14 protein-coding genes are annotated in these 19391 nt (G+C 64.9%); 9 read left to right on the forward strand and 5 right to left on the reverse strand.

Annotated features, from left to right (window positions below):
* Positions 1 to 3 precede the first annotated feature (3 nt).
* Positions 4 to 4563, reverse strand: a complete 4560-nt coding sequence (locus tag GHK24_RS07285; protein ID WP_194286395.1) for a LamG-like jellyroll fold domain-containing protein — start codon at positions 4561 to 4563, stop codon at positions 4 to 6.
* Positions 4564 to 4688: 125 nt separating this feature from the next.
* Here GHK24_RS07285 and GHK24_RS07290 point away from each other — a divergent pair, with 125 nt between their 5' ends.
* Positions 4689 to 5471 carry an HAD family hydrolase gene (locus GHK24_RS07290; protein WP_153471368.1) on the forward strand — a complete coding sequence of 261 codons (783 nt, stop codon included), beginning with the start codon at positions 4689 to 4691 and terminating at the stop codon, positions 5469 to 5471.
* Positions 5472 to 5587: 116 nt separating this feature from the next.
* On the opposite strand, the gene GHK24_RS07295 is transcribed toward GHK24_RS07290, so the two are convergent.
* From GHK24_RS07295 to GHK24_RS07305, 3 genes are read right to left on the reverse strand one after another with little or no spacing between them, the layout of a single operon-like run.
* A complete protein-coding gene (locus tag GHK24_RS07295) occupies positions 5588 to 8068 on the reverse strand; it encodes a tetratricopeptide repeat protein (RefSeq protein WP_153471371.1) in 2481 nt (826 codons plus the stop codon).
* The gene (locus tag GHK24_RS07300) at positions 8065 to 9789 is read right to left on the reverse strand and encodes a tetratricopeptide repeat protein (protein WP_153471374.1); all 1725 of its coding nucleotides are present in this window, start codon (positions 9787 to 9789) and stop codon (positions 8065 to 8067) included. The genes GHK24_RS07295 and GHK24_RS07300 overlap by 4 nt, the downstream gene beginning before the upstream one ends.
* Before the next feature lie 3 nt (positions 9790 to 9792).
* Complete coding sequence (locus GHK24_RS07305) at positions 9793 to 12618, reverse strand: tetratricopeptide repeat protein (protein WP_194286396.1); 2826 nt, start codon at positions 12616 to 12618, stop codon at positions 9793 to 9795.
* Positions 12619 to 12857: 239 nt separating this feature from the next.
* Here GHK24_RS07305 and GHK24_RS07310 point away from each other — a divergent pair, with 239 nt between their 5' ends.
* The 8 genes from GHK24_RS07310 to GHK24_RS07345 all read left to right on the forward strand — a co-directional run bounded on the left by GHK24_RS07310 (position 12858) and on the right by GHK24_RS07345 (position 18814).
* Positions 12858 to 13652 (forward strand): flagellin N-terminal helical domain-containing protein, encoded by a 795-nt coding sequence (locus tag GHK24_RS07310; protein WP_153471380.1) that lies wholly within the window; start codon positions 12858 to 12860, stop codon positions 13650 to 13652.
* A 92-nt stretch (positions 13653 to 13744) separates the two neighbouring features.
* Positions 13745 to 14188 carry a flagellar protein FlaG gene (locus tag GHK24_RS07315; protein ID WP_153471385.1) on the forward strand — a complete coding sequence of 148 codons (444 nt, stop codon included), beginning with the start codon at positions 13745 to 13747 and terminating at the stop codon, positions 14186 to 14188.
* A 28-nt stretch (positions 14189 to 14216) separates the two neighbouring features.
* Entirely contained in the window at positions 14217 to 15593 is a 1377-nt protein-coding gene (gene fliD, locus GHK24_RS07320) for a flagellar filament capping protein FliD (RefSeq protein WP_153471388.1), read from the forward strand.
* A 19-nt stretch (positions 15594 to 15612) separates the two neighbouring features.
* Positions 15613 to 16044 carry a flagellar export chaperone FliS gene (fliS, locus tag GHK24_RS07325; RefSeq protein ID WP_153471393.1) on the forward strand — a complete coding sequence of 144 codons (432 nt, stop codon included), beginning with the start codon at positions 15613 to 15615 and terminating at the stop codon, positions 16042 to 16044.
* Positions 16044 to 16364, forward strand: a complete 321-nt coding sequence (locus GHK24_RS07330) for a flagellar protein FliT (protein WP_153471396.1) — start codon at positions 16044 to 16046, stop codon at positions 16362 to 16364. Before fliS ends, GHK24_RS07330 begins: the two co-directional genes overlap by 1 nt.
* Positions 16365 to 16434: 70 nt before the next feature.
* Positions 16435 to 17628 carry a flagellar hook-length control protein FliK gene (gene fliK / locus GHK24_RS13890; RefSeq protein WP_153471399.1) on the forward strand — a complete coding sequence of 398 codons (1194 nt, stop codon included), beginning with the start codon at positions 16435 to 16437 and terminating at the stop codon, positions 17626 to 17628.
* A complete protein-coding gene (locus GHK24_RS07340; RefSeq protein WP_153471402.1) occupies positions 17609 to 17929 on the forward strand; it encodes an EscU/YscU/HrcU family type III secretion system export apparatus switch protein in 321 nt (106 codons plus the stop codon). The genes fliK and GHK24_RS07340 overlap by 20 nt, the downstream gene beginning before the upstream one ends.
* 81 nt (positions 17930 to 18010) lie before the next feature.
* Positions 18011 to 18814 (forward strand): flagellar brake protein, encoded by an 804-nt coding sequence (locus GHK24_RS07345; protein ID WP_153471405.1) that lies wholly within the window; start codon positions 18011 to 18013, stop codon positions 18812 to 18814.
* Between the two features lie 243 nt (positions 18815 to 19057).
* Here GHK24_RS07345 and fliE read toward each other — a convergent pair whose 3' ends face one another.
* Positions 19058 to 19390, reverse strand: a complete 333-nt coding sequence (gene fliE / locus GHK24_RS07350; protein WP_153471408.1) for a flagellar hook-basal body complex protein FliE — start codon at positions 19388 to 19390, stop codon at positions 19058 to 19060.
* Position 19391 lies beyond the last annotated feature (1 nt).

Below are 19391 nucleotides of genomic sequence, written 5' to 3' on the forward strand. Positions count from 1 at the left end.
GCCTCAGCGGCGCAGCGCTGACAGCCAGCGTTCGAGGTGCTCTTCGAGGATGTAGTGCTCGTAGACCCACGCCTTGAGCGTATCGCCCTCGGCCGCCAGCGCGTCGCGGTCGCGCACTTTCTCGCGGAGGCACGCGATCCACTGCTCCGGATCGTTGGCCAGCCGGGTCACCGGTGCGTCGTTGGTGCGGTACGGATAGGCATCGCTGCACACGACCGGCCACGCCATCGCGCCGTATTCGAGCAAACGCAGATTGCTCTTGGCCTCGTTGAAGGGATGCAGGACCAGCGGCGCGACTGCCAGATCGAGGTCGAGCGTCGCCAGCTTCGCCGGATACTCCTCGAACCTGACGACGACGTCGTGAAACTCGGCGACGTAGCGGCTCACGCCCGCCGGCATCATGCCGAAAAACACCCAATCGACCTCGTCGGCCGTCGCCTTCACCACCTCGGCGATCAGTCGCAAGTCGCCCGCGTGCTGTTGCGCCCCCGCCCAGCCGACGCGCGGTTTCTTCGTGCCACGCCGGCGCGACTGCAAGCCGCTCCAGACACGCGCTTCCAGCATGTTGGGGACGACGCGAATATCGTCGATCAGCTCGCGATACGCATCGGCCAGAGGTTGCGTGCTGACGATCAGGCGGTCGCACGCCGCCAGCCCCAGGCGCAGGCGCTCGCGCACCAGCTCCGGCGGCAGCTGCTTGGACGACGGGTTATCCGGCGGAATGTCGGTCACCAGATCGTCGAGCTGGTAGATGCGTAGCACCTGCGGATTGAAGGTTTCGTAATGCAGCAGGCTCATGGCGCGAACGTTATCGACCGGCACATGGATGAGGAGTGTATCCGGAGCCAGTCGCGCCAACTCGAACGGCGTCGGTGCGCGAGGCGCGACGCCCTGCCGGGGCTGGCAGGCTTCGGCGCACTGCGCGAGGCCCGCCCCATGCAGGGCACGCAAGGGCGCGAACGTGCGGTATTCCGCCTGCCCCTGCGACCCGACGGGCATGCCGAGAATGCGCAAACGATCGCGGAAATCCGGATTCCACGAAGCCACGAGTTCGCTCTCGACCGCCGGCAGGCGCGAACACAAGGCGAGATGCCGGTTCCACGCCGGATCGTCAGCAAAGCTGTCCGGCCAGCGCCGCGCCAGAATCGCCGTCTCGCGCAGGCGCTGGGCGGTGTCTTGCGGGGTCGGCGCCGCTTCGATGCTGACGTGCTGCAAGAGCGTCGCGTAGGGCGTCCACACCAGCCATTTGCCGCGCTGGCGGAGCTTCAGGCAAAAGTCGGCGACGTACAGATCGTGCGCGAATTCCGCCGCGTCGAAACCGCCGAGTTCATGGAAGGTGCTGGCGCGCAGCAGCAGGCAACGCCCGCTGAGGGCGCTGTAATTCTGCTCGGTCAGGGCGCGCCGCAGGTAGCCCGCCTGATCGTGCGCGACTTCGTTGGCAAATACCGCTCCGAGCCCGTCCTGCATGCCGAGCACCACGCCGGCGTCGACCACTTGCAGGGAATGCGGCGACAGCAGGCGCGCGCCCACCGCACCGACGTCGGCGCGCAGGGCATGGCTGACGAGCACATCGAGCCAATCGGCGTGGATCGGCTCGACAACGCTGTCGAGAAACAGTACGAGTTCGCCGCTCGCCTGCGCCGCCAGCGCATTGCGCAGTGCCGGCGTGCCCGTAGCAGCAAGGCGCAGGAGGCGAATGCGCTCCGGCGCGCGCCCAAGCAAGGCGGCGGAGAGAGCGCCCAAGGCACCGGCCTCGGACGGAGAGGCGGGGTCGCCCGCCACGCTGGCATCGGCCGGCGACGTGGCAGACGTTTCGCCGATGAGGATTTCCCAGTCGGGGTAATCCGTCGTCGCCAGCAGGCGCTCAACGCAGCGCTCCAGCGCGATGACGTCGGTGCCGGCGACGAGCAACACCGAGACGCGCGGACGCGTCGCGTGGCAGTAGCGGACACGCCAGGTGAAAGGCGGAACCAACCCTTCCTCCACCTCGGCAGACACTTCCTGACGCGCCAGATGGCGAGCCATGGGGGCCGCGACTTCGCGATGGTCAGCGCGGAAGAAGGCGTTCTCCGGCACGTGGTAGAGCACGTCAGGGATGTGGCCGATGGCGGCGGCACCGCAGGCATCGAAGAATCGCAGCACGATGTCGACGCGCTCGGCGCCCGGATCGGCCGGGTAGCCCCCCAGGGCAAGCAGCGGCTGCCGCTTGACGAACACGTTGCCGATATAGTCCGTCGAGCGCAGAAAGTCGGGGCTGAAATCCGGCTTGAAGAGCGGCGAATGCCGCTCGCCGTCAGCCGCGAGCGCGTCTTCGTCGGTGTAGACGACGCGCCAGTCGCCGTGCAAGGCCAGATAGTCACCAAGCACCAGCAGCAACTGCGGGCTAAAGCGCGTGCCCGCGTCAAAGAGGCCGACCCAATCGGCGGCCGAGGAACGCAGATGCGCGTTGGCCGCCTCGCTCCAGAGCGCCGTATCCGGAACGTGCCGCCAGCGCAGCGTCGGGTGCTCACCGCAGAATTCGGGCTCCGGCGAAGGCTGCTGGCTGATGACGCACAAGCGCCAGCCTTCGAAGAATTGCGCCGACAGCGAATCGATCGTATCCGCCAAGAGGGGCGCCTGCCCTTCGCCGACAAACACGAGGAATTCGACGAGCGGATGCCGCTTCCAGAGCGTCGCGACATGTTCCTGAAAATACTGGCCATCGATCGCCTGCAACTGCCGCCGCCCCATCCAGTCGGCGTACGCGTTGCCCGTCGCTGAAGTCACGGATGCCACAGAGGCCGTGGATACGGTAGACGCAGCAGCCGGCACGGACGCCTCGGCCGACACCGCCTTGCCCGCCGCCGACGCTGGCGCCGCGCCAAACGCGGGCATGTGTGTCAGCGCCATGACAAAGTTGTCGACGACCTGCGCACGTTCGGCCGCCGGGATCAGCCAGTAGTTTTCTAAAGGCGTGTACGCCGTGCAGTCCTTGAGCGACAGCGGATGCTGCGCGAGGCGAGCGGCCTGCGCCTGCGTCAGTTCGACGAAGTAGCGGATGTTCTCCCAGGCGTTACGCAGCCAGTTCTCGCGCAGCAGCGCTGAGTACGGCACCGTCGCCGTCGCCCAGGCCAGAGCACCGGCCTGCGAAGCGAGCGCAATCCCCGGCTCACACAGCAGTTGCAGGCGACTACCGGCGAGGGAGAGCGGCGCCGGAATGGGCGCCGGAATGAATCCCGCCGTATAGCGTGCCTCGCCTTTGGTAAGACGCAACTCGGACAGGTTGGCGCGCAAGGGCGACTGAACGGGCGCTTCCGCCCCCTCGCCTCGCGCCGCACCGATCATCAAGCGCGAGATGCCGGTCGTCATCGGCCCCGCAAACTGCGTACTCGCCGCCACCGTGCCGTCGCGGAAGAGCGTGAATTGCCCATGCCGCCGCACCAGCGCATAGTGCGTCCATACACCGGCTTGCGGCGGACGATCATCGATCAATACGGGCGCCTCGCCAGCGGCAGCAAGACGCAAGGAGACGTGGCCCTGCGCGGCAGCATCCGTGCCCAACACCCAGGAATTCGCCTGCGCGCCGCTCCCGCATCCGGCGCACAGGCTCTGGCTGACCGCCGCCTCCAGCGACTGAAAGCGCACCCACATCTCCAGCGTGAAATCGCTGATTCCCAGATCGAAATCGGTCGAATCATAGAAGAAGAGGTGCGCGCGGCCGTCAAAGGCCGCGCTGCCCAGCCCCCGCCGCGAGATCGCCGGATCGAGCACGACGGCGTGATTCTCCAGCGCATGGCCGCACGCGTCGTCAAGCGACTCCTCGCCGGCGAGGAACAACACGTCACGGCCGCCGTGCTCCTGATCGACATCCCAGTACTCGGAGGACACCAGCAGCACCGGGCAGCCGCAGGCACGCGCCTCGTGGATGATCGCCGACTGCTCGTAGCAGTAGAGCACTTCCGAACGGCGCAGGATGTCGGCGATCTCGGCGGGACTGCGCGGAATGTCGTGGCACAGGCTGGTCAGCTGGCGATGTTCAGGGCGAATCTTGGCGCCGAAGGCGAGCGCCTTGTTGGCGTAATAACAGGCACCGCGCCGTTGGCTGTCGGCGGGGTTATTGTCGTTGTTGAAAACCGTCGTATCCGTACTCGGCATGGAGAGATACGGCAAATTCATGCCGGGTGGAATGCACCAGCCATCGTAGGCAAATAAGAGATCGCTCTCCGGAAACACCGAGTCGCCGCCAAGATGGCCCGGACGATTGAGCAGCCAGCGTGCGACCGCCGGCAATTGCAGCGGATTGCCCGCGTACACCTCCGGATATACCGCCACCGGGTAAAGCCCGAGAGTGAAATGCCGGCGCAGGGTTTCAGCGTCGAGCAAGGGCGTGCGCAGCTTCGGGGAAGTCGTCTTGGCGTGGAAGAGATACGCCTCTTCGCCCAGTTCGTTCAGGGCGTGACACAAAAGATGCAGGCAGCGAATGCCGGCGGATCTGGGCGTGAAATCGGGCGCAAGAATGTAATACGGGTGCCGCGTCCGGCCAAACAGGTTTCTCGGACGCGAAACAGGCAGTTCACCGGCCATGAGCATTCCTGAGCAAAGGTGATTGAAATGATCGAGCGCGCAAGTATCGCGCACGCTCAGCAAACCACGCAAAAGCGCGCGAAGTGCACGGCTTGCGGTGAAACCGATTATTCTCTTTCCCCGCCATGACAGCCAACCCTCCCCCGCCGCGCCTCAAGGCGACCATCAACGCCAGCATCGAGGCGATCATTTTCGATTGCGACGGCACGCTGGTCGACAGCGAAACGCCGGGGCTCGATGTCCTGCACGAACTGGCGCAGGCCGAAGGGATTAGCTTCTCGCGCGCGGAGGCACATGCCCAGTTTCGCGGCGTTCGCATCGACGACTGTATCGACTGGATTCTCTCACAGCGGGCGAATCGCCTGTCATCGGTACCGGCGGCGTCGGCAGCCGCCCTGCCGGTGCAGCGAGGCGCGTCACTGGCGCCGAACGACGTGCGGGCAGGAGAATCCGCCGCGCACTTTCGCACACGCTTCCTGCAGCAGTTTCGTCACGCCTCGACGCAACGCTTTCGCGAGGGCATCAGCGCCTTGCCGGGCGCGGCGGAGTTGCTGGCGCGGCTGCAACGCCCCTTCTGCGTCGCCACCAACGGCCCGCGCGAAAAAGCCGAACTCACCCTTCGCCTGACCGGGCTGCGCGACTACTTCGGGGCGCACGTCTACTCCGCCTACGAAGTCGGCAGCTTCAAGCCGGACCCTGGCCTCTTCCTGCACGCCGCTGCCGCGCTGGCCACGCCACCGGCGGCCTGCGCCGTGATCGAGGACAGTCTGCCGGGCTTGCAGGCGGGTGTCGCCGCCGGCATGCAGGTCTTCTCGCTGCACCCGCCCGCGGGGCTGCCCGCAGCATTGGCGGCCCGCCTCGTCTTCATCGAGTCGCTGGCCGACTTCGACCGGCGCCTGCATGGCTAATCGGCTTACGCGGCGCCGCGGCTTGCGATAGCCCAAGCTCCGCTGCCGCAAGCGTCACCGCTACGAGCTTCGCCACCTCACGCCTCGCTATCGCGGGCTCCGCCGCAAAAGCTTCGCTAACGCCCTCTGTCAGCGCTCCCTGCCGCCAAGGGCTGGCGATGCGCGTCGAGCAGCAGGCTTTCCAGACGGCGGGCGAAGGCGACGCTGTCGAAGAGCGGCGAATCCACACGCAAGGCCCGCGCCCGCGCCGTGATGGATTGGCGCCAGTCGGCATCCGTGCACACGCGCAGAATCAAGGCGCGATACGCCTCGCGGGACGTGGCAACGAGCTCCGGCAAGCCGGCCGCGACCAGCAGGCTCGCGGCAACCCGCTCGGCAAACGCCTCGCCCTGCAGGCTGATCACCGGAACGCCCGCCCACAAGGCGTCCGAACTGGTGGTGTGGCCGTTACACGGAAAAGTATCGAGCGCGATATCAGCCAGAGGCAGCCGCGCCAGATGCTCGGCCTGCGCGCGCCCTTCAGCGAACACCAGACGCGCCGGCGCGATTCCGGCAGCCTCGGCGACGCGTCGCAACTCGCGTTCGGCCCAGGGGTTGGATGCCCACAACCAGAGCACGGACTGCGGCACCTGCCGCAACACGTCGAGCCAGACGGCAAAAATCTCCGGAGTGATCTTGTAGGTCTGGTTGAACGAGCAAAGCACCAGCGCCCCCTCCGGCAAGCCCTCAGCCGCTCGCGTTGACGGCGGCGCACTGGCGCGCTGGCGGCAATTCGGCTGATAACTGGCGGGCAGATGCAGCAGCCGCTCGCTGAACATCCACTGATGCTCGAGCGGCGCCACCACCGGGTCGGCAATCAGATAATCGACCCACGGCGCGCCCAGCGTGCCGGGATAGCCAAGCCAGTTGATCTGCACCGGCGCCAGACGGTACTGCAACCATTCGCTGTGATTTCCCTCGGTGTAGCCCTTGAGGTCGATCAACACGTCGAGCTGCAACGCAGCAATCTGCGCGACCGCCTCGCGCGTCGGCAAACCGGCGAGATCGACGAAGCGTTCGACGCTGGCGGCAACGCGGGCACGCATGGCGCTTCCGTCGTCGACGCCGTAGGAAAGGCCGATCACCTCGAAACGCTCGCGGTCATGCGCGTCGAGCATTTCGATCATGAGGAAGGCCGTGGCGTGATTCTTGAAATCGGACGACAGATAGCCGACGCGCAAACGCTGCCCCGGCGAGCGGGCCGACGCGGCCGATGCCGGAGCTTCGGCAACGCTCGCACTGGCAAGGCCGCGCGCCAGTGCTGCGCTGCGGTTCTCGGCACAGCGGCGCTGCAATTGCGGCGTCGTGCCCGGCATCGACAGCACAATGAAGGGCGGCACATCGGCCGAATTCTCGTCGATGGCGCGGATGACGCGCTGTTGCAACTCGACCAGACCGTCCCAACGGCACAGGTGCAGACGCTGAAAGAGAAGATGCGCCGCAATCAGGCCGTTTTCCGGATCGAGCGCCGCGGCAGCAGCCAGCGACTCGGCCGCATCGAGGCGGCAGCCGGCGTCGAGCTGGGCCATGGCGAGATTGAAGTGCGCGGGAGCAAACTCCGGATCGGCGGCGAGCGCACGCGCATAAAGGGCAGTCGCTTCGCCGGGGCGACTGAGCGCCGCGTATTGATTGGCGAGGTTGGTGAGCGTTGCCGGTGCCTCTGGCGCCAGCGCCAGAGCGCGCTCGTAAGCCGCACACGCCGTCTCGCGTAGCCCGGCCGCCGCGTAGGCCAGACCACGATTGAAGTGCCAGGCCGCCTCTTCGGGCGCCAAACTTGCCGCACGATCCAGCTGTTCGCGCGCGGCGTCACCGAGCCCGGCACGCAGCAGCGCCAGCCCCAGACGTCCGCGCAGCGCAGCGTCGTCTGGCGTCAGCGCCACGGCCTCCAGCAAATCGCCGAGCATCGCCTCCCGTTCGCCTTGCCGCTCGTGGATATCGGCGCGCGTACACCAGTCGCCGGCGCGCGCGGAAGCAACGAGGGCAGCCGAAGCAACCGGGTTGACCACGCCAGCAGCGGAGGCCGCGGCATGAAGCGGGCGCGCCAGTTGCCGGTCGATCGCCGCCAGCGCCAGATCGTCGCGGCCCGTGTCCGCGTAGAGTCGCGCCAGCTGCCGCCAGGCATCGGGCGTCGTGCCATGGGTCAGCGCCTGCCACTGCACGATAGCGGCGTCGACCTCGCCCGCCCTCGTCAGGGTAAGCGCGTACTCACGGCGAATGACTTCCTGCGCGGCGCCGGCGGGCAAAGACGACAACAGTTCTTCGTAAATCAGCCGGGCTTCGCCGAACCGCCCGGCATTGAAGAGCTGAATGGCCAGCCCCTGCCGATAGTTGAGCGCCGCCGGGTGCGCAGCGATCACCGCACGCATGCGAACCTCTCCCGAGGCATGCTCACCGATCTCGAAGAGCAGTTGCCCGAGCAGAAAACTCGCGTCGGGCTGACCGGGCAAGAGCGCCAGCCCGGCCTCATAACACTGGCGCGCCGCGGCGTGGCGACCGGCACGATGATGCGCGAGTCCGTTGGCGAAGAGTTGTTGCGCTTCTTGTACACGAGCGGTCATGGCAGGTTCTCCGGCAGCGCGTCAGCATCCAGTGCCGCCGCCAGCTGAGCGATAACGGGCGCCCAGTCGCGCGCACGCGCCTGGCGAAAAATGCGCATCGTCGGATACCAGGGCGAATCGCTGCGCGCGAGCAGCCAGCGCCATTCGCTCTCGGCGCGATTGAGCAGCCAGACCGGTTTGCCCAGCGCGCCGGCCAGATGCACCACGGCAGTGTCGACGGAGATCACGAGATCGAGCGCCTCGATGAAGGCGGCCGTATCGTCGAAATCGTTAAGCTCAGCCGTCCAGTCGGTGATCGGCTGCGTTGCCAGAAACGCCTGCTCGGCAGCGCTGGCGGGTGCTTTGTTCAGGCTGTACCAGGCGACATCCGGTCGCGCCAGCAAAGGCGCCAGGAGTTCGAGCGGCACGTCGAAAGTCTGCTTGTGCAGGCCGCGCTTGCCGGTCGCCCAGACCAGGCCGATCTTGCGCCGCGACTCTCCGACGAGGCGCTCCTGCCAGGCGGCGCGTTTTTCCGGCGCGGTAACGAGATAGGGCACGCTGGCGGGAATGTTCGCGAGATCCGTCTTGCAGGCGAAGGGCAGGCTGAGCAGCGGACAGTGATGCGAAAAGCCCGCCTCGTCCGTCTCGTTCACCTCGCCGGCAACAACCTCGACACGTCCCGCAAAGCTGCGCCTCATGAGAGACAGCAGCGATCCCCGCGTTTGCAGGCGCACTCGGGCAAAGCGGCTGGTCACCAGATCGACGTAGCGCGAAAACTGGATGCAGTCGCCAAACCCCTGTTCGGCGTAGATGACGAGACCACCCATCGCAGCGGCGGCAGCCTCCTCCGGCGTGCCGTGCCAGCGCGGCAAGGTCGAGGTCGGCGCCTTGACGGCGCTGCCGGGCTCTCGCGTGTGCCAGCGATATTCGTATTCGCGGAAGCCTTCCGCCAGGCGCCCCGTCAGCAAACACAGACTCGCCAGATTGAAGTGCGCGTCGGCGTCGTCCGGGTGGCGGCGCAAAATGTCGCGAAAGAGGCGCTCCGCCGCCGTGTAATCGCCCATGGCCCCAAGCAGCAGGCCCTGATTGCGCAATAGCGACGGATCGTCGGGCGTCAGCGCCAGAGCCTGTGCGAAGAGCGCATGTGCCCGCTCGTAACGACCCAGACGCTTGCAGACGATACCCAGGCCGTTGAGCGCCTCGAGGTAAGCGGGTTCGAGGGCCAAGGCCGTCTCGAATGCCTGAATGGCGTCGTCGTTCCAGCCACAGTGCGCGAAGGCGCTGCCCATGCCGAAGAAGGCGCGGGCATTGCGCGGATCGAGCGTGAGTACCCGCTCATAGCACGCCAGCGCGCCGGCAATGTCGTCCTGCGACTGCAAGACGCCCGCCAGTTCGAGGCGCGGAGGAATTGCGTCGGGAGCCAGCTGCACGGCGCGTTCCAGCCAGAGGCGGGCGCTCGCCGGATCGTTGAGACGCGCGCAGACCACACCAAGGTTGTTGAACAGCTCCAGCGACGCCGGCGCCTGCTGTGCCGCCTGCTCGTAGTTGGCCCGCGCCGCGTGCAGGCGGCCGGCGCTCTGCTGCGCGTAGGCGCACAGGCAACGCAGATCGTAACGTTCAGGCGCCTGCGCGAGCGCCGTGTGCAGTGCGGCCTCGGCGGCAGCGAAGTCGCCGACACTCAGACGCTCTCGCGCCTCGCTTTCGGCGACGCGCACGGTGGCGGCCACGGGATCGAACGACACGACTTAACGCGGACGCTTGTACACACGCCAGACGATGGAGGTCTGCGCGACGACGTTGTTGAGCTGACGGATCGCCGCACGTAGCTCGGTATCGCTCAGGGTGCCCGCCTGCCGCCGAGCCTGCCATTCCGGATCAAGCGCGTGCTCGAAGAACTCCACCTCGAAGTCGACGCCGAGAATCTGTCCCAAGGGGGTGTTCGGCGCCCGCATCGCCGCCCACTCACGATTCAGGCGCAGATTGAAGAGATCCAGCATGGACAGCGTCACCGGTCGTACATGCGTCGGGTCGCCAAGATATTCGTCGCTGCGTGGGTGCGGCACGACGATGTCGATCCGCGCGCCATCGCGGCAGACACGCCACATTTCCTTGATGATGCCGAGAAAGGTTTCGGTCGTCTGGCCGAGATGCTCGAGCACATGGATGAGCCGGATGTACTCGACCGAATCGTTGGCCCACGGCCACGGGGTTTTTTCGAGGTCGACGACCTGATCGGGAGCGCACACGGCGACACGATCCACGTTCACAAAGCCCTCCAGCTTGCGATTGCCGCAGCCCAGATTCAGCTTGAGGCCGGGCGAAGGCAAGCCCGCTGCCGACGATGGCGCCATGGCCGGCGTAGTCACCGTGCGCGCCATGCCTGCCGTGGACACCGCGGGCACCGCTGCCACCGCAACCACATCGGACACTGCGGCCACCGCACTTACCGGCGCCACAGGCGGGGCCGGCATCGGCATCGCCACACCCATCGCCGGAGCCGACTCACTGGCGAGCGCCCACTGCGGCGACACCGCAGGCGGGGCGGACGGCGGCTCGACGCGAGGCATCTCGCCACCCGAGGCAACGACCCCCGTCAGGGACGCCGCTACCTCCTGAAAGACCGGCGCCCATTCGCCGAATGTCTTCTGCCGGAAAATGCGCATGCCCGGATACCAGGGGCTGTCACTGCGCTCCAGCAGCCAGCGCCAGTCGGTATCGAAGCGGTCGACAAGCCATACCGGTTTGCCGAGCGCACCCGCCAGATGCGGCACCGAGGTGTCGACGCTGATTACAAGATCGAGCGACTCGATGATCGCTGCCGTGCCGGCGAAGTCGTCAACCTCGCCCATCGGATCGAAGATGCGCCCGGTGAGTCCTTCCTCGGCGATCTGCGTGCTGGCCTTGCCCTTCTGCAAGGACACCCAGCTGACACCTTCGATCGACAGGAGCGGCAGGAACTGCCGCAAATGCACCGTACGGAAGCGGTGGAAGGCGTAGATCTCGCCACTCGCCCAGACGATGCCCACCTTCAAACCGGGCAGGCCGGCGAGTCGCTCGCGCCACGCCAAGGCCTGCGGTGCCGGCGCGTGCAGGTAGGGAACGCCGGCCGGGATCGACGCCAGGTCGGTCTTCAGCAGGCGGGGCAAGGTCAGCAAAGCGACCTGCACATCAATCGGCGGCACGCCGTTCGGCAAGTTTTCCGGCAGGATTTCGACGCCCCAGGCGCGCGCGTTTTCCGCAAACAGAGCGTGCAGCGGCGCCAGCGTCCAGAAGTAAATCTTCGCCTGCGGATGGAGCGCGCGCAGAAGCGGCAGATACCGAATGAACTGGAGGTTGTCGCCCATGCCCTGCTCGCGATAGACCAGCAGCGTGCGCTCACCCAGAGCATCGCCTGTCCATTCGGGCTCGGGGAAGCGCGGCCGATGCTCGCACACTCCGGGCATCTCCCAGCGGTTCTCGTAACGCTGCCAACCTTCGGGAAACTCGCCGCGCAGCAACAGCAGCAGCCCGAGATTGAGATCGGCCTCGATGTAGCCGGGCTTGAGCGCCAGCGAACGACGATAAGCGTGTTCGGCCTCGCCCAGCCGGCGCAGGCGGAAATACACGTTGCCGAGATTGTTCCAGCTCTCCGCCGACGCCGGATTGACCTCCAGCGCCTGCTGGAAGCTTTCGATGGCGCGTTCCATCCAGCCCTGCCGCAGCAGGCTGCTACCGAGATTGTTGTGCGCCGCGTCGAGGCCGGGATCCAGCGCCAGCGCCTGCTTGAAGCAGGCATCGGCCATTTCCGACTCGTCCTTGGCCTGCAAGACCAACCCGAGGTTGTTGTGCACCTCGGAGAAATCGGGCCGCAGCAGCAGCGCCTTGCGATAGCACTCGGCCGCCTCGTCCAGACGCCCTTGCCCGCGGTGCAGATTACCGAGATAGAAGCACGCCGCCGCATCGCCAGGATCAATGCTGCCGGCGCGCGTGAAGTTGTCGAAAGCGGCGTCGTACAGCGACAGGTCTTCCTGCGCCAGCCCCAGATTGACGTACACATCCGAGTTATCGACGCCCATGGCAATCGCCGCGTTCAAGGCCTCGACCGCCTCGTGCGGGCGGCCTTCGGCACGCAGCAGTTCGCCATTGAGCGAGAAGAAATCGGCATTCGGCGCGGTATCGCGCATCAGGCGATCGAGCTCGCTGCGCGCTTCGCCCAGACGCTTGGTACGCAAGAGCGCCAGCGCCAGATTGAAACGTGCGTCGTCATTGTGCGAATCGAGCGCCGTCGCCATGCGATAGGCCGCCTCGGCCTCCGCCCAGCGCCCCTGAGCGGCCAGTATCGCCCCGCTGTCATTGTGATAGCGTGACTGCATCGGGTCGATGTCGAGCAGCCGCTGCATCAGATCGAGTGCCGACTCCGTCCGGCCGAGGCGACTCTTGATCTGCGCCAGCAGATAGATGGCGTGTTCGTTGTCTGTGCCTTCGGCAAGCGGCGAGCATAATTCTTCGGCACGCAGCAGATTACCGGCGACAAATTGCTCGACCGCCTGCGTCAGGATGGACGCATCGATCGCTGCACTGCCTGGGTTCATGGTTTTGTTCCACACTCGTTGATGAGCGGCAACCGACGATGGCGGCGCCGGAATGCCGGAATGCGCGGGCATAGTGCTGTCGAGTCTAGCACAGCGAAATTTTTGCAAGATCACCCTAAAGTCGTCGCGTGCCATGCCGTCAATGGACCTAACGGAGCGGAAAGCTGCCCGTGACAACAGCCAGACGTCTCGTGTGAGGCGCTGCTAACCAGTCGGTCAATGCTCGAAGGAGACGCACCATGGCACAAGTAATTAACACCAACATCATGTCGCTGGATTCTCAGCGCAACCTGAACAAGACGAACGGTGCGATGAGCACCGCTCTGCAACGTCTCTCCTCCGGCCTGCGTATCAACTCGGCCATGGATGACGCGGCAGGTCTTGCTGTGGCCCAGAAGATGGACTCGCAAGTGCGCGGCATGACCGTCGCCATGCGTAACGCCTCGGATGGCGTGTCCTACGCGCAAACCGCCGACACCGCGCTGGCCACCGTTTCCGACCAGCTGCAACGGATGCGCGAACTGGCAACCCAGTCGCTCAACGGCACGCTGTCCGACACCGACCGCAGCAAGATCGACACGGAATACAGCGCGCTGCAAGACGAAGCCAACCGTATCCAAGGCGCGGCGACCCTGAACGGCCTGAGCGTGTTCAGCACCTTCAGCTTCCAGGTCGGTGCCAACGCTGGCGACACGATCACCGGCACCTTCTCCAGCGCCAACGTGACCGGCACCAACGTCAGCACGACGGCCGGCGCTTCGACGGCTCTGGCGAGCATCGACGCCTGGCTGGGCAGCGTGGCGACCAACCGTGCATCCATCGGCGGTACGCAAAGCCGGCTCAACTTCACGGTCTCGTACCTCGAAGGCGCGCGTGAGAACCAGTCGGCCGCTAAGAGCCGCATCATGGACACCGACTTCGCGCAAGAAACGGCCAACCTGACGCGTGCGCAGATTCTGCAACAAGCGGGCACGGCGATGGTCTCACAAGCCAACTCCCTGCCGAACAACGTCCTGACGCTGCTCAAGGGCTAAACCTAGCCAAGCTGGCTAGACAACCTGCAGCACCCTGAGCCGGCGCGGATGCAAATCCGCGCCGGTTTGTCCACCGCCATAAGGGGAAAATCATGGCGATTCCCTCAGTAGATAGTGCCGCTGCCAACGTAGCGCTCAATGCCCCCGCCCCGAAATGGCCCCAGAGTTCGGCGGCCGGCACGTCGCCGGCTGACAATTCGACGGCCGTCGGCGTGAGCACGAGTACTGGCAGTACCAATCAAACGGATACGTCGAAGCAGGACGTAAAAGCCGGTACGGATAAAACCAAGCTGGAAGATGCCAACAATCCGCGCAAAGAAGACGTAAAATCGGCCGTAGAAAAAGTCCGCAACTTTGTTCAGGCCTCGGCAGCGGATATCCAGTTTTCAATCGACCAGGATAGCCACGGCACCATCGTCAAGGTTATCGATCGCGGGACCGGCGATGTCATCCGTCAGATTCCGTCGAAAGAAATGGTAGATATCGCCAAGGCACTCGACAAACTGCAAGGACTCTTCGTCAAACAAAGCGCCTGATTTTCGCAGGCGCCGAAGGAGAGACAGCATGGGCATATCGTCAGCAGGCGTCGGCTCCGGCTTGCCGGTGGAAAGCATCATCAGCAAGCTGATGACGCTCGAACGGCAACCCTTGGTGCAGTTACAAGCAAAACAGTCCGACTACAACAGCCGTCTCTCGGCCTATGGCAAGATCAAGAGCGCCGTTGCTGCTCTGCAGACAGCGGCGGCGGCCATTTCCACGCCGGCAAGCGTCAGCGCCTTCAAATCCGCTGTCACCGACACCACGGTCGCTTCCGCGACGACCAGCAGCAGTGCGGTCGCCGGCAGCTATTCGCTCGAAGTGCAACGTCTGGCGACGTTCAACAAACTCGTTTCCGGCGCTGGAGTCAGTGCCGCTGCGGGCGGTTCGCTATCGATCGAGATCGGCAGCGTTTCGGGCGGCAATTTCACCAACAAGAGCGGCACCTCTGCGGTGACCGTCAATGTCGGCGCCGGCGCTACCCTGGGCGACGTCGCAACGGCAATCAACGCCACCAACTCGGGCGTCAGCGCCTCGGTCATCAACGGCTCGGCCGGTCCGCAACTCGTGATGACCAGCCAGACGAGCGGCGCAGGCGGATTGATTCGCGTAACGGGCTCCGGTGGACTCTCCGGCCTCAGCTACGACCCGGTCGCGCAAAGTGGCGGCCTCACCCAGAAAGATGCGGGACAGGACGCGATCGTGCTGGTGGATGGCGTGCAGGTTGCCAACGCCGGCTCGAACACGATCACCAATGCCGTCACCGGCGTCACGCTGAATCTGACGAAGACCAACACCGGATCGCCAACGCAACTGACCATCACCAACGACACATCGACGCTCACCGCGAACGTGAACGCCTTCGTCAAGGCGTACAACGACCTCAACACCCAGCTCAAGAGCCTGACGAGCTACAACTCGACCAGCAAGACGGCCGCCGTACTCAACGGCGACCAGACCGTCACTTCGATCAGCTCGCAACTGCGCGGACTGGTCACTTCACTGCCCACCGGATCGAGCAGCGCCTACCCGACGTTCTCCTCGCTGGGGATTGCCTTCCAGACCGACGGCTCGATGAAGGTCGACTCGACCAAGCTGCAAAACGCCATCAACGCCGATTACAGCTCGGTGGTCACGACGATCAACGCCTACGGCAGCGCGTTCAACACGATGACGACGGCGATGAACAACACCACCGGGATCATCACGCAGCAGACGAAAGGGATCAACGACACCCTTAAGTCATTGAGCGACCGATCCGATTCGATGACGCGTATGCTCAGTCAGGTTGAAGCGCGCTATCGCGCCCAATACACTGCTCTCGACACCCTGATGGGAAAACTGCAATCGAATTCTTCCTATCTGACACAGCAATTGGCCGCTCTGAGCAAGTCCACTGCCTAAGTATCGACAAGGACCCCCCATGTTTGGCGCAGCGATCAACCCCGTTAATGCCTACAAAAGTGTCGGCATCGAAACCTCCGTCCAGAGCGCCAGCCCGCACCGGCTGATCGTTCTGCTTTTTGAGGGCGCCGCACAAGCGATTGTCGATGCGCGTGCCGGCATGGCCGCCAAGGATATCGCCCGCAAAGGGCTGTCAATCTCGAAAGCCATCGACATCATCCTCAACGGCCTGCGCGCGAGTCTGAACCGTGAAGAAGGCGGCGAACTCGCCGAAAATCTCTACGCCCTCTACGACTACATGGCGCGTCGCCTGCTGCACGCCAACATGCACAACGACGCCGCTGCGCTCGAAGAGGTGCAGAAGCTGCTGGGCGAAATCCATGAAGCCTGGCTGGCGATTGCCAACAAGGTCGAACCGCAAGCGGCCACCGCCAACGCCTCCCGCCCCTGATGAGTACCGCGACGCCCCTACTGCGCACGCTGCGCGACATTCATCACCTCATGCTCGAGCACGCCAAAACCCTCGACTGGGAAGCAGCCGCAGCTGACTGGGCAACCGCCGAACCGGGATTCGCCGCACTCGCCCGCTCGCCGCTGGCACAACTGCCACTGGCCGAGCGCCAGGAAGCCGCCCTGCTGGTGCGCGAATTGCTCGATCTACAGCAACGCTTTTCCGACCTCGCCCTGCCTTGGCTCGAACAGGTTCGCCCCTTGCTGGAGAGCTTTGCCCGCAGCGCCGCAGAACCGAGTGACGCGGTAGCCACCTCCTGACACGGGAGTGCGACGCCCGCTCCCGGTAGCCGCCTTTTTTATCGACCGCCCTTCACGCGGAGACTGAGCCGTGATCCCAGCCGACGTCATCAGCCGGATGCAGGTCAGCACGGGCGACTCGTCCGCGCGACCGCAGGTGGTGGCGCGCGACGTTTCCGACAAGCTCACGACGATCGCCCCCGGGCAACGGCTGCTCGCTGAAATCCTCGCCGTCCTGCCCAACGGCGCCTACCGCGCAGTCATCAACCAGCGCGAAATCACCCTCGCCTTGCCCTTTGCCGCCAAAACAGGCGACACCCTGGAGCTTGAGGCCGTCGAAAGCGATGGCAAGGTCACGCTGGCCGTCGTTGGCAACAAATCCGGCCCCGCCAATGGCGAAGCCGTGTCAACGACACTCAGCCGCACCGGGCAATTCATCACCGACCTGCTGAACACGCCACGGCAAAACCGTGGCGACGCGGGCGCCCTGCCACTCAACAACGGGGCACCGATCACCAACACGCCGCCGAAAGACGCCGCCGACCTGCTGCCGCAACTCAAGCAGGCGATCACCCAGAGTGGCATGTTCTACGAAGCCCACCAGCGCGGCTGGCTCGAAGGCCGCGTCGACACGGCAGAACTCCTGCAAGAGCCGCAAGGCCGCCTGTCCACGACGCAAAACGCCAACGAACGAGCCAGCGCGCAGGCCGGCGCCGAAACGGAAGCCAACGCCAATACGGCAACCACTTCCGCCCAGACAAAGCCCACCGAAACCAACAACGACGCCCGCAGTACTCCTCAGGCAGGGAGCAGCGATACGTCAGGCAGCAAGGCGGCCACCGCCACTGGCGCGAACGCCCCCATGCTCGCGCCGGAAACACTGCCCGTCGTCCGTCAACAGCTCGAATCGCTCGCCGCCCAGCAGTTCGTCTGGCAAGGGCAGGTCTGGCCCGGCCAGGACATGCGCTGGCAAATCAGCGAGGAAGAACCTCGGCAAGACTCCGAAGGCGGCGGTGACGGCAGCGACGCGCCCGAATGGCGCACGCAGATGCGCCTGACGTTGCCCAACCTCGGCGAAATCGACGCGCGCATCGGCCTGCGCGGCAATGGCATCCGCCTCGATATCGAGGCCGGCGACGAGCAAACCCAGGCATTGCTACGCAGCGCCATGAGTGAACTGCGCGTGCAACTCGATAACGCCGGGCTATCGCTCTCCGCTTTCGGCGTAACGCCGATCGCCGAGGCGCCCCCCGCGAGCCCCGAAGATGTCCGGCAAGACGCCTGAAAAAATGCGCAGCGCCGTCGCGCTCGCCTATCGCGAAACCGACGCGGCACCACGGGTAGTCGCCAAGGGTCGCGGCCTCATCGCGGAAGAGATCATCGCCCGCGCCCGCGCGCATGGCGTTTACGTGCATGAATCGCCGGAGCTCGTTTCGCTACTTTTGCAGGTCGACCTCGACGAGCGCATTCCGCCGCAGCTTTATGTCGCCGTCGCCGAGTTGCTCGCCTGGCTCTACCGGCTCGAAAGCAGCGGACTGACGCCTCCGTCGCCGACGCTACCGCTTGCCGGCACCAAACCGGCCTGATCGCCGACCGCACGGGCTCGTTTCGTGGAAGGGGCTTTTCCTTTAGAATCGCCCGCACTCAGCAGAAGATAGGATCAGAAAATGGCAGAGACGGATGTTCCGGACGCCCCCGAACAACCTGCCCCCCGCTTTGAACTTGAACAGTCGAACGATTACAGTCGTTTCCTTCTACGTTCTCGCTCAGAGATCTTGTTTGTCCTGCGCTCGCTGATCCAGAAGACCGCGATGATCACGGTCTATTTTGACCAAGGGCAGTCCTTCCTGCTGACGACCATCCTCTCGCTGACGCCCGACAACGATGGCATCATTTTTGACATCGCCAGCGACGATGAGGTCAATCGCAAGGCGCTGGCAGCCAACAAGCTGATTTTCATCACCGCTATTGACCGCGTCAAAGTCCAGTTCAAGCTGAAAGGACTGAAAGCCACGCAGTTCGAAGGTCGTCCGGCTTTCCGCGGCGAACTGCCCGAAGACGTGCTGCGCCTGCAACGACGCGAGTATTTCCGTCTATCGACGCCGGTCGCCAATCCGGTGAAGTGCCACATTCCCATGCGTCGCCCCGACGGCACGGCGATGACGATCGATCTGCCGCTCATCGACATCAGCGCCGGCGGCGTCGGTCTGATGCTCACGCCGACGCAGCGCGACCTGTTCCCGGTCGGCGAGGTGTTAGCCGATTGCCGCATGACCTTGCCGGACGAAGGCATCCTCACCGCCAGCCTGGGCGTGCGCAATGCCTTCGACGTCACGACACGGACGGGCTCGCAGTACGTTCGTCTGGGTTGCGAGTTCATCGACCTGCCCGGCAGCCGCATGAGCATGGTGCAGCGCTACATCACGCGCATCGAGCGTGAGCGCAAGGCGCGCCTCAGCGGCATGAGCTGAACGCTGCGACGAGCGGCGATACTGCGTCTCAACCGGTCGTCGCCCCCGAGTTTTGCGGCCCTGCGGCTGCCCCTACGGCTGCATTTCCCCCGCCTTCTGCGAAGGCTCCATTGCCCCCCCGCGCGCGCAGGGCAATGAAAACGGCGCCTTGCGGCGCCGTTCGAAGCAGTACTTTCTAGCGTTCAGTCCATGTCTCAGCAAGTCACGGCGCATCTCACTGCCGTGAAGCGCCTGACCCCGGCATCACACCTGGATGTTCATCACATCCTGATAGGCCGAAACGAGTTTGTTGCGCACCTGAATCATCTCCTGGAACGAGATATTCGCTTTTTGCAGGGCGATCATCACATCCTGCAAATTGCCGTCGCTATCGCCGCCGGCAAAATTTGCCGCCATGTCTTCGGCTTTTTGCTGCGTCTGGTTCACCTGCGCAATCGAGCTTTGCAACACCTGCGCGAAGTCGACCGTGCCGCCGGACGACGCCGACGTACCGCCAGCATCGGCAGAACGGCCCGCCGCCTGCGTCGACACGCTCCGCATGATGTTCAACATCTGATCGATACCCTTGCTATCCATC

It is taken from the genome of Rhodocyclus gracilis, from assembly GCF_009617575.1.
Classification (GTDB): domain Bacteria; phylum Pseudomonadota; class Gammaproteobacteria; order Burkholderiales; family Rhodocyclaceae; genus Rhodocyclus; species Rhodocyclus gracilis.

What these genes read in the sequence shown, in the direction of transcription:
- GHK24_RS07290 (WP_153471368.1), top strand. Translation starts at nt 4,689, where the DNA reads ATGACAGCCAACCCTCCCCCGCCGCGCCTCAAGGCGACCATCAACGCC.
- GHK24_RS07345 (WP_153471405.1), top strand. Translation starts at nt 18,011, where the DNA reads ATGGCAGAGACGGATGTTCCGGACGCCCCCGAACAACCTGCCCCCCGC.
- GHK24_RS07305 (WP_194286396.1), bottom strand. Translation starts at nt 12,618, where the DNA reads ATGAACCCAGGCAGTGCAGCGATCGATGCGTCCATCCTGACGCAGGCG.
- GHK24_RS07330 (WP_153471396.1), top strand. Translation starts at nt 16,044, where the DNA reads ATGAGTACCGCGACGCCCCTACTGCGCACGCTGCGCGACATTCATCAC.
- fliE (WP_153471408.1), bottom strand. Translation starts at nt 19,390, where the DNA reads ATGGATAGCAAGGGTATCGATCAGATGTTGAACATCATGCGGAGCGTG.
- GHK24_RS07340 (WP_153471402.1), top strand. Translation starts at nt 17,609, where the DNA reads ATGTCCGGCAAGACGCCTGAAAAAATGCGCAGCGCCGTCGCGCTCGCC.
- fliD (WP_153471388.1), top strand. Translation starts at nt 14,217, where the DNA reads ATGGGCATATCGTCAGCAGGCGTCGGCTCCGGCTTGCCGGTGGAAAGC.
- GHK24_RS07315 (WP_153471385.1), top strand. Translation starts at nt 13,745, where the DNA reads ATGGCGATTCCCTCAGTAGATAGTGCCGCTGCCAACGTAGCGCTCAAT.
- GHK24_RS07310 (WP_153471380.1), top strand. Translation starts at nt 12,858, where the DNA reads ATGGCACAAGTAATTAACACCAACATCATGTCGCTGGATTCTCAGCGC.
- GHK24_RS07295 (WP_153471371.1), bottom strand. Translation starts at nt 8,068, where the DNA reads ATGACCGCTCGTGTACAAGAAGCGCAACAACTCTTCGCCAACGGACTC.
- fliS (WP_153471393.1), top strand. Translation starts at nt 15,613, where the DNA reads ATGTTTGGCGCAGCGATCAACCCCGTTAATGCCTACAAAAGTGTCGGC.
- GHK24_RS07285 (WP_194286395.1), bottom strand. Translation starts at nt 4,563, where the DNA reads ATGGCCGGTGAACTGCCTGTTTCGCGTCCGAGAAACCTGTTTGGCCGG.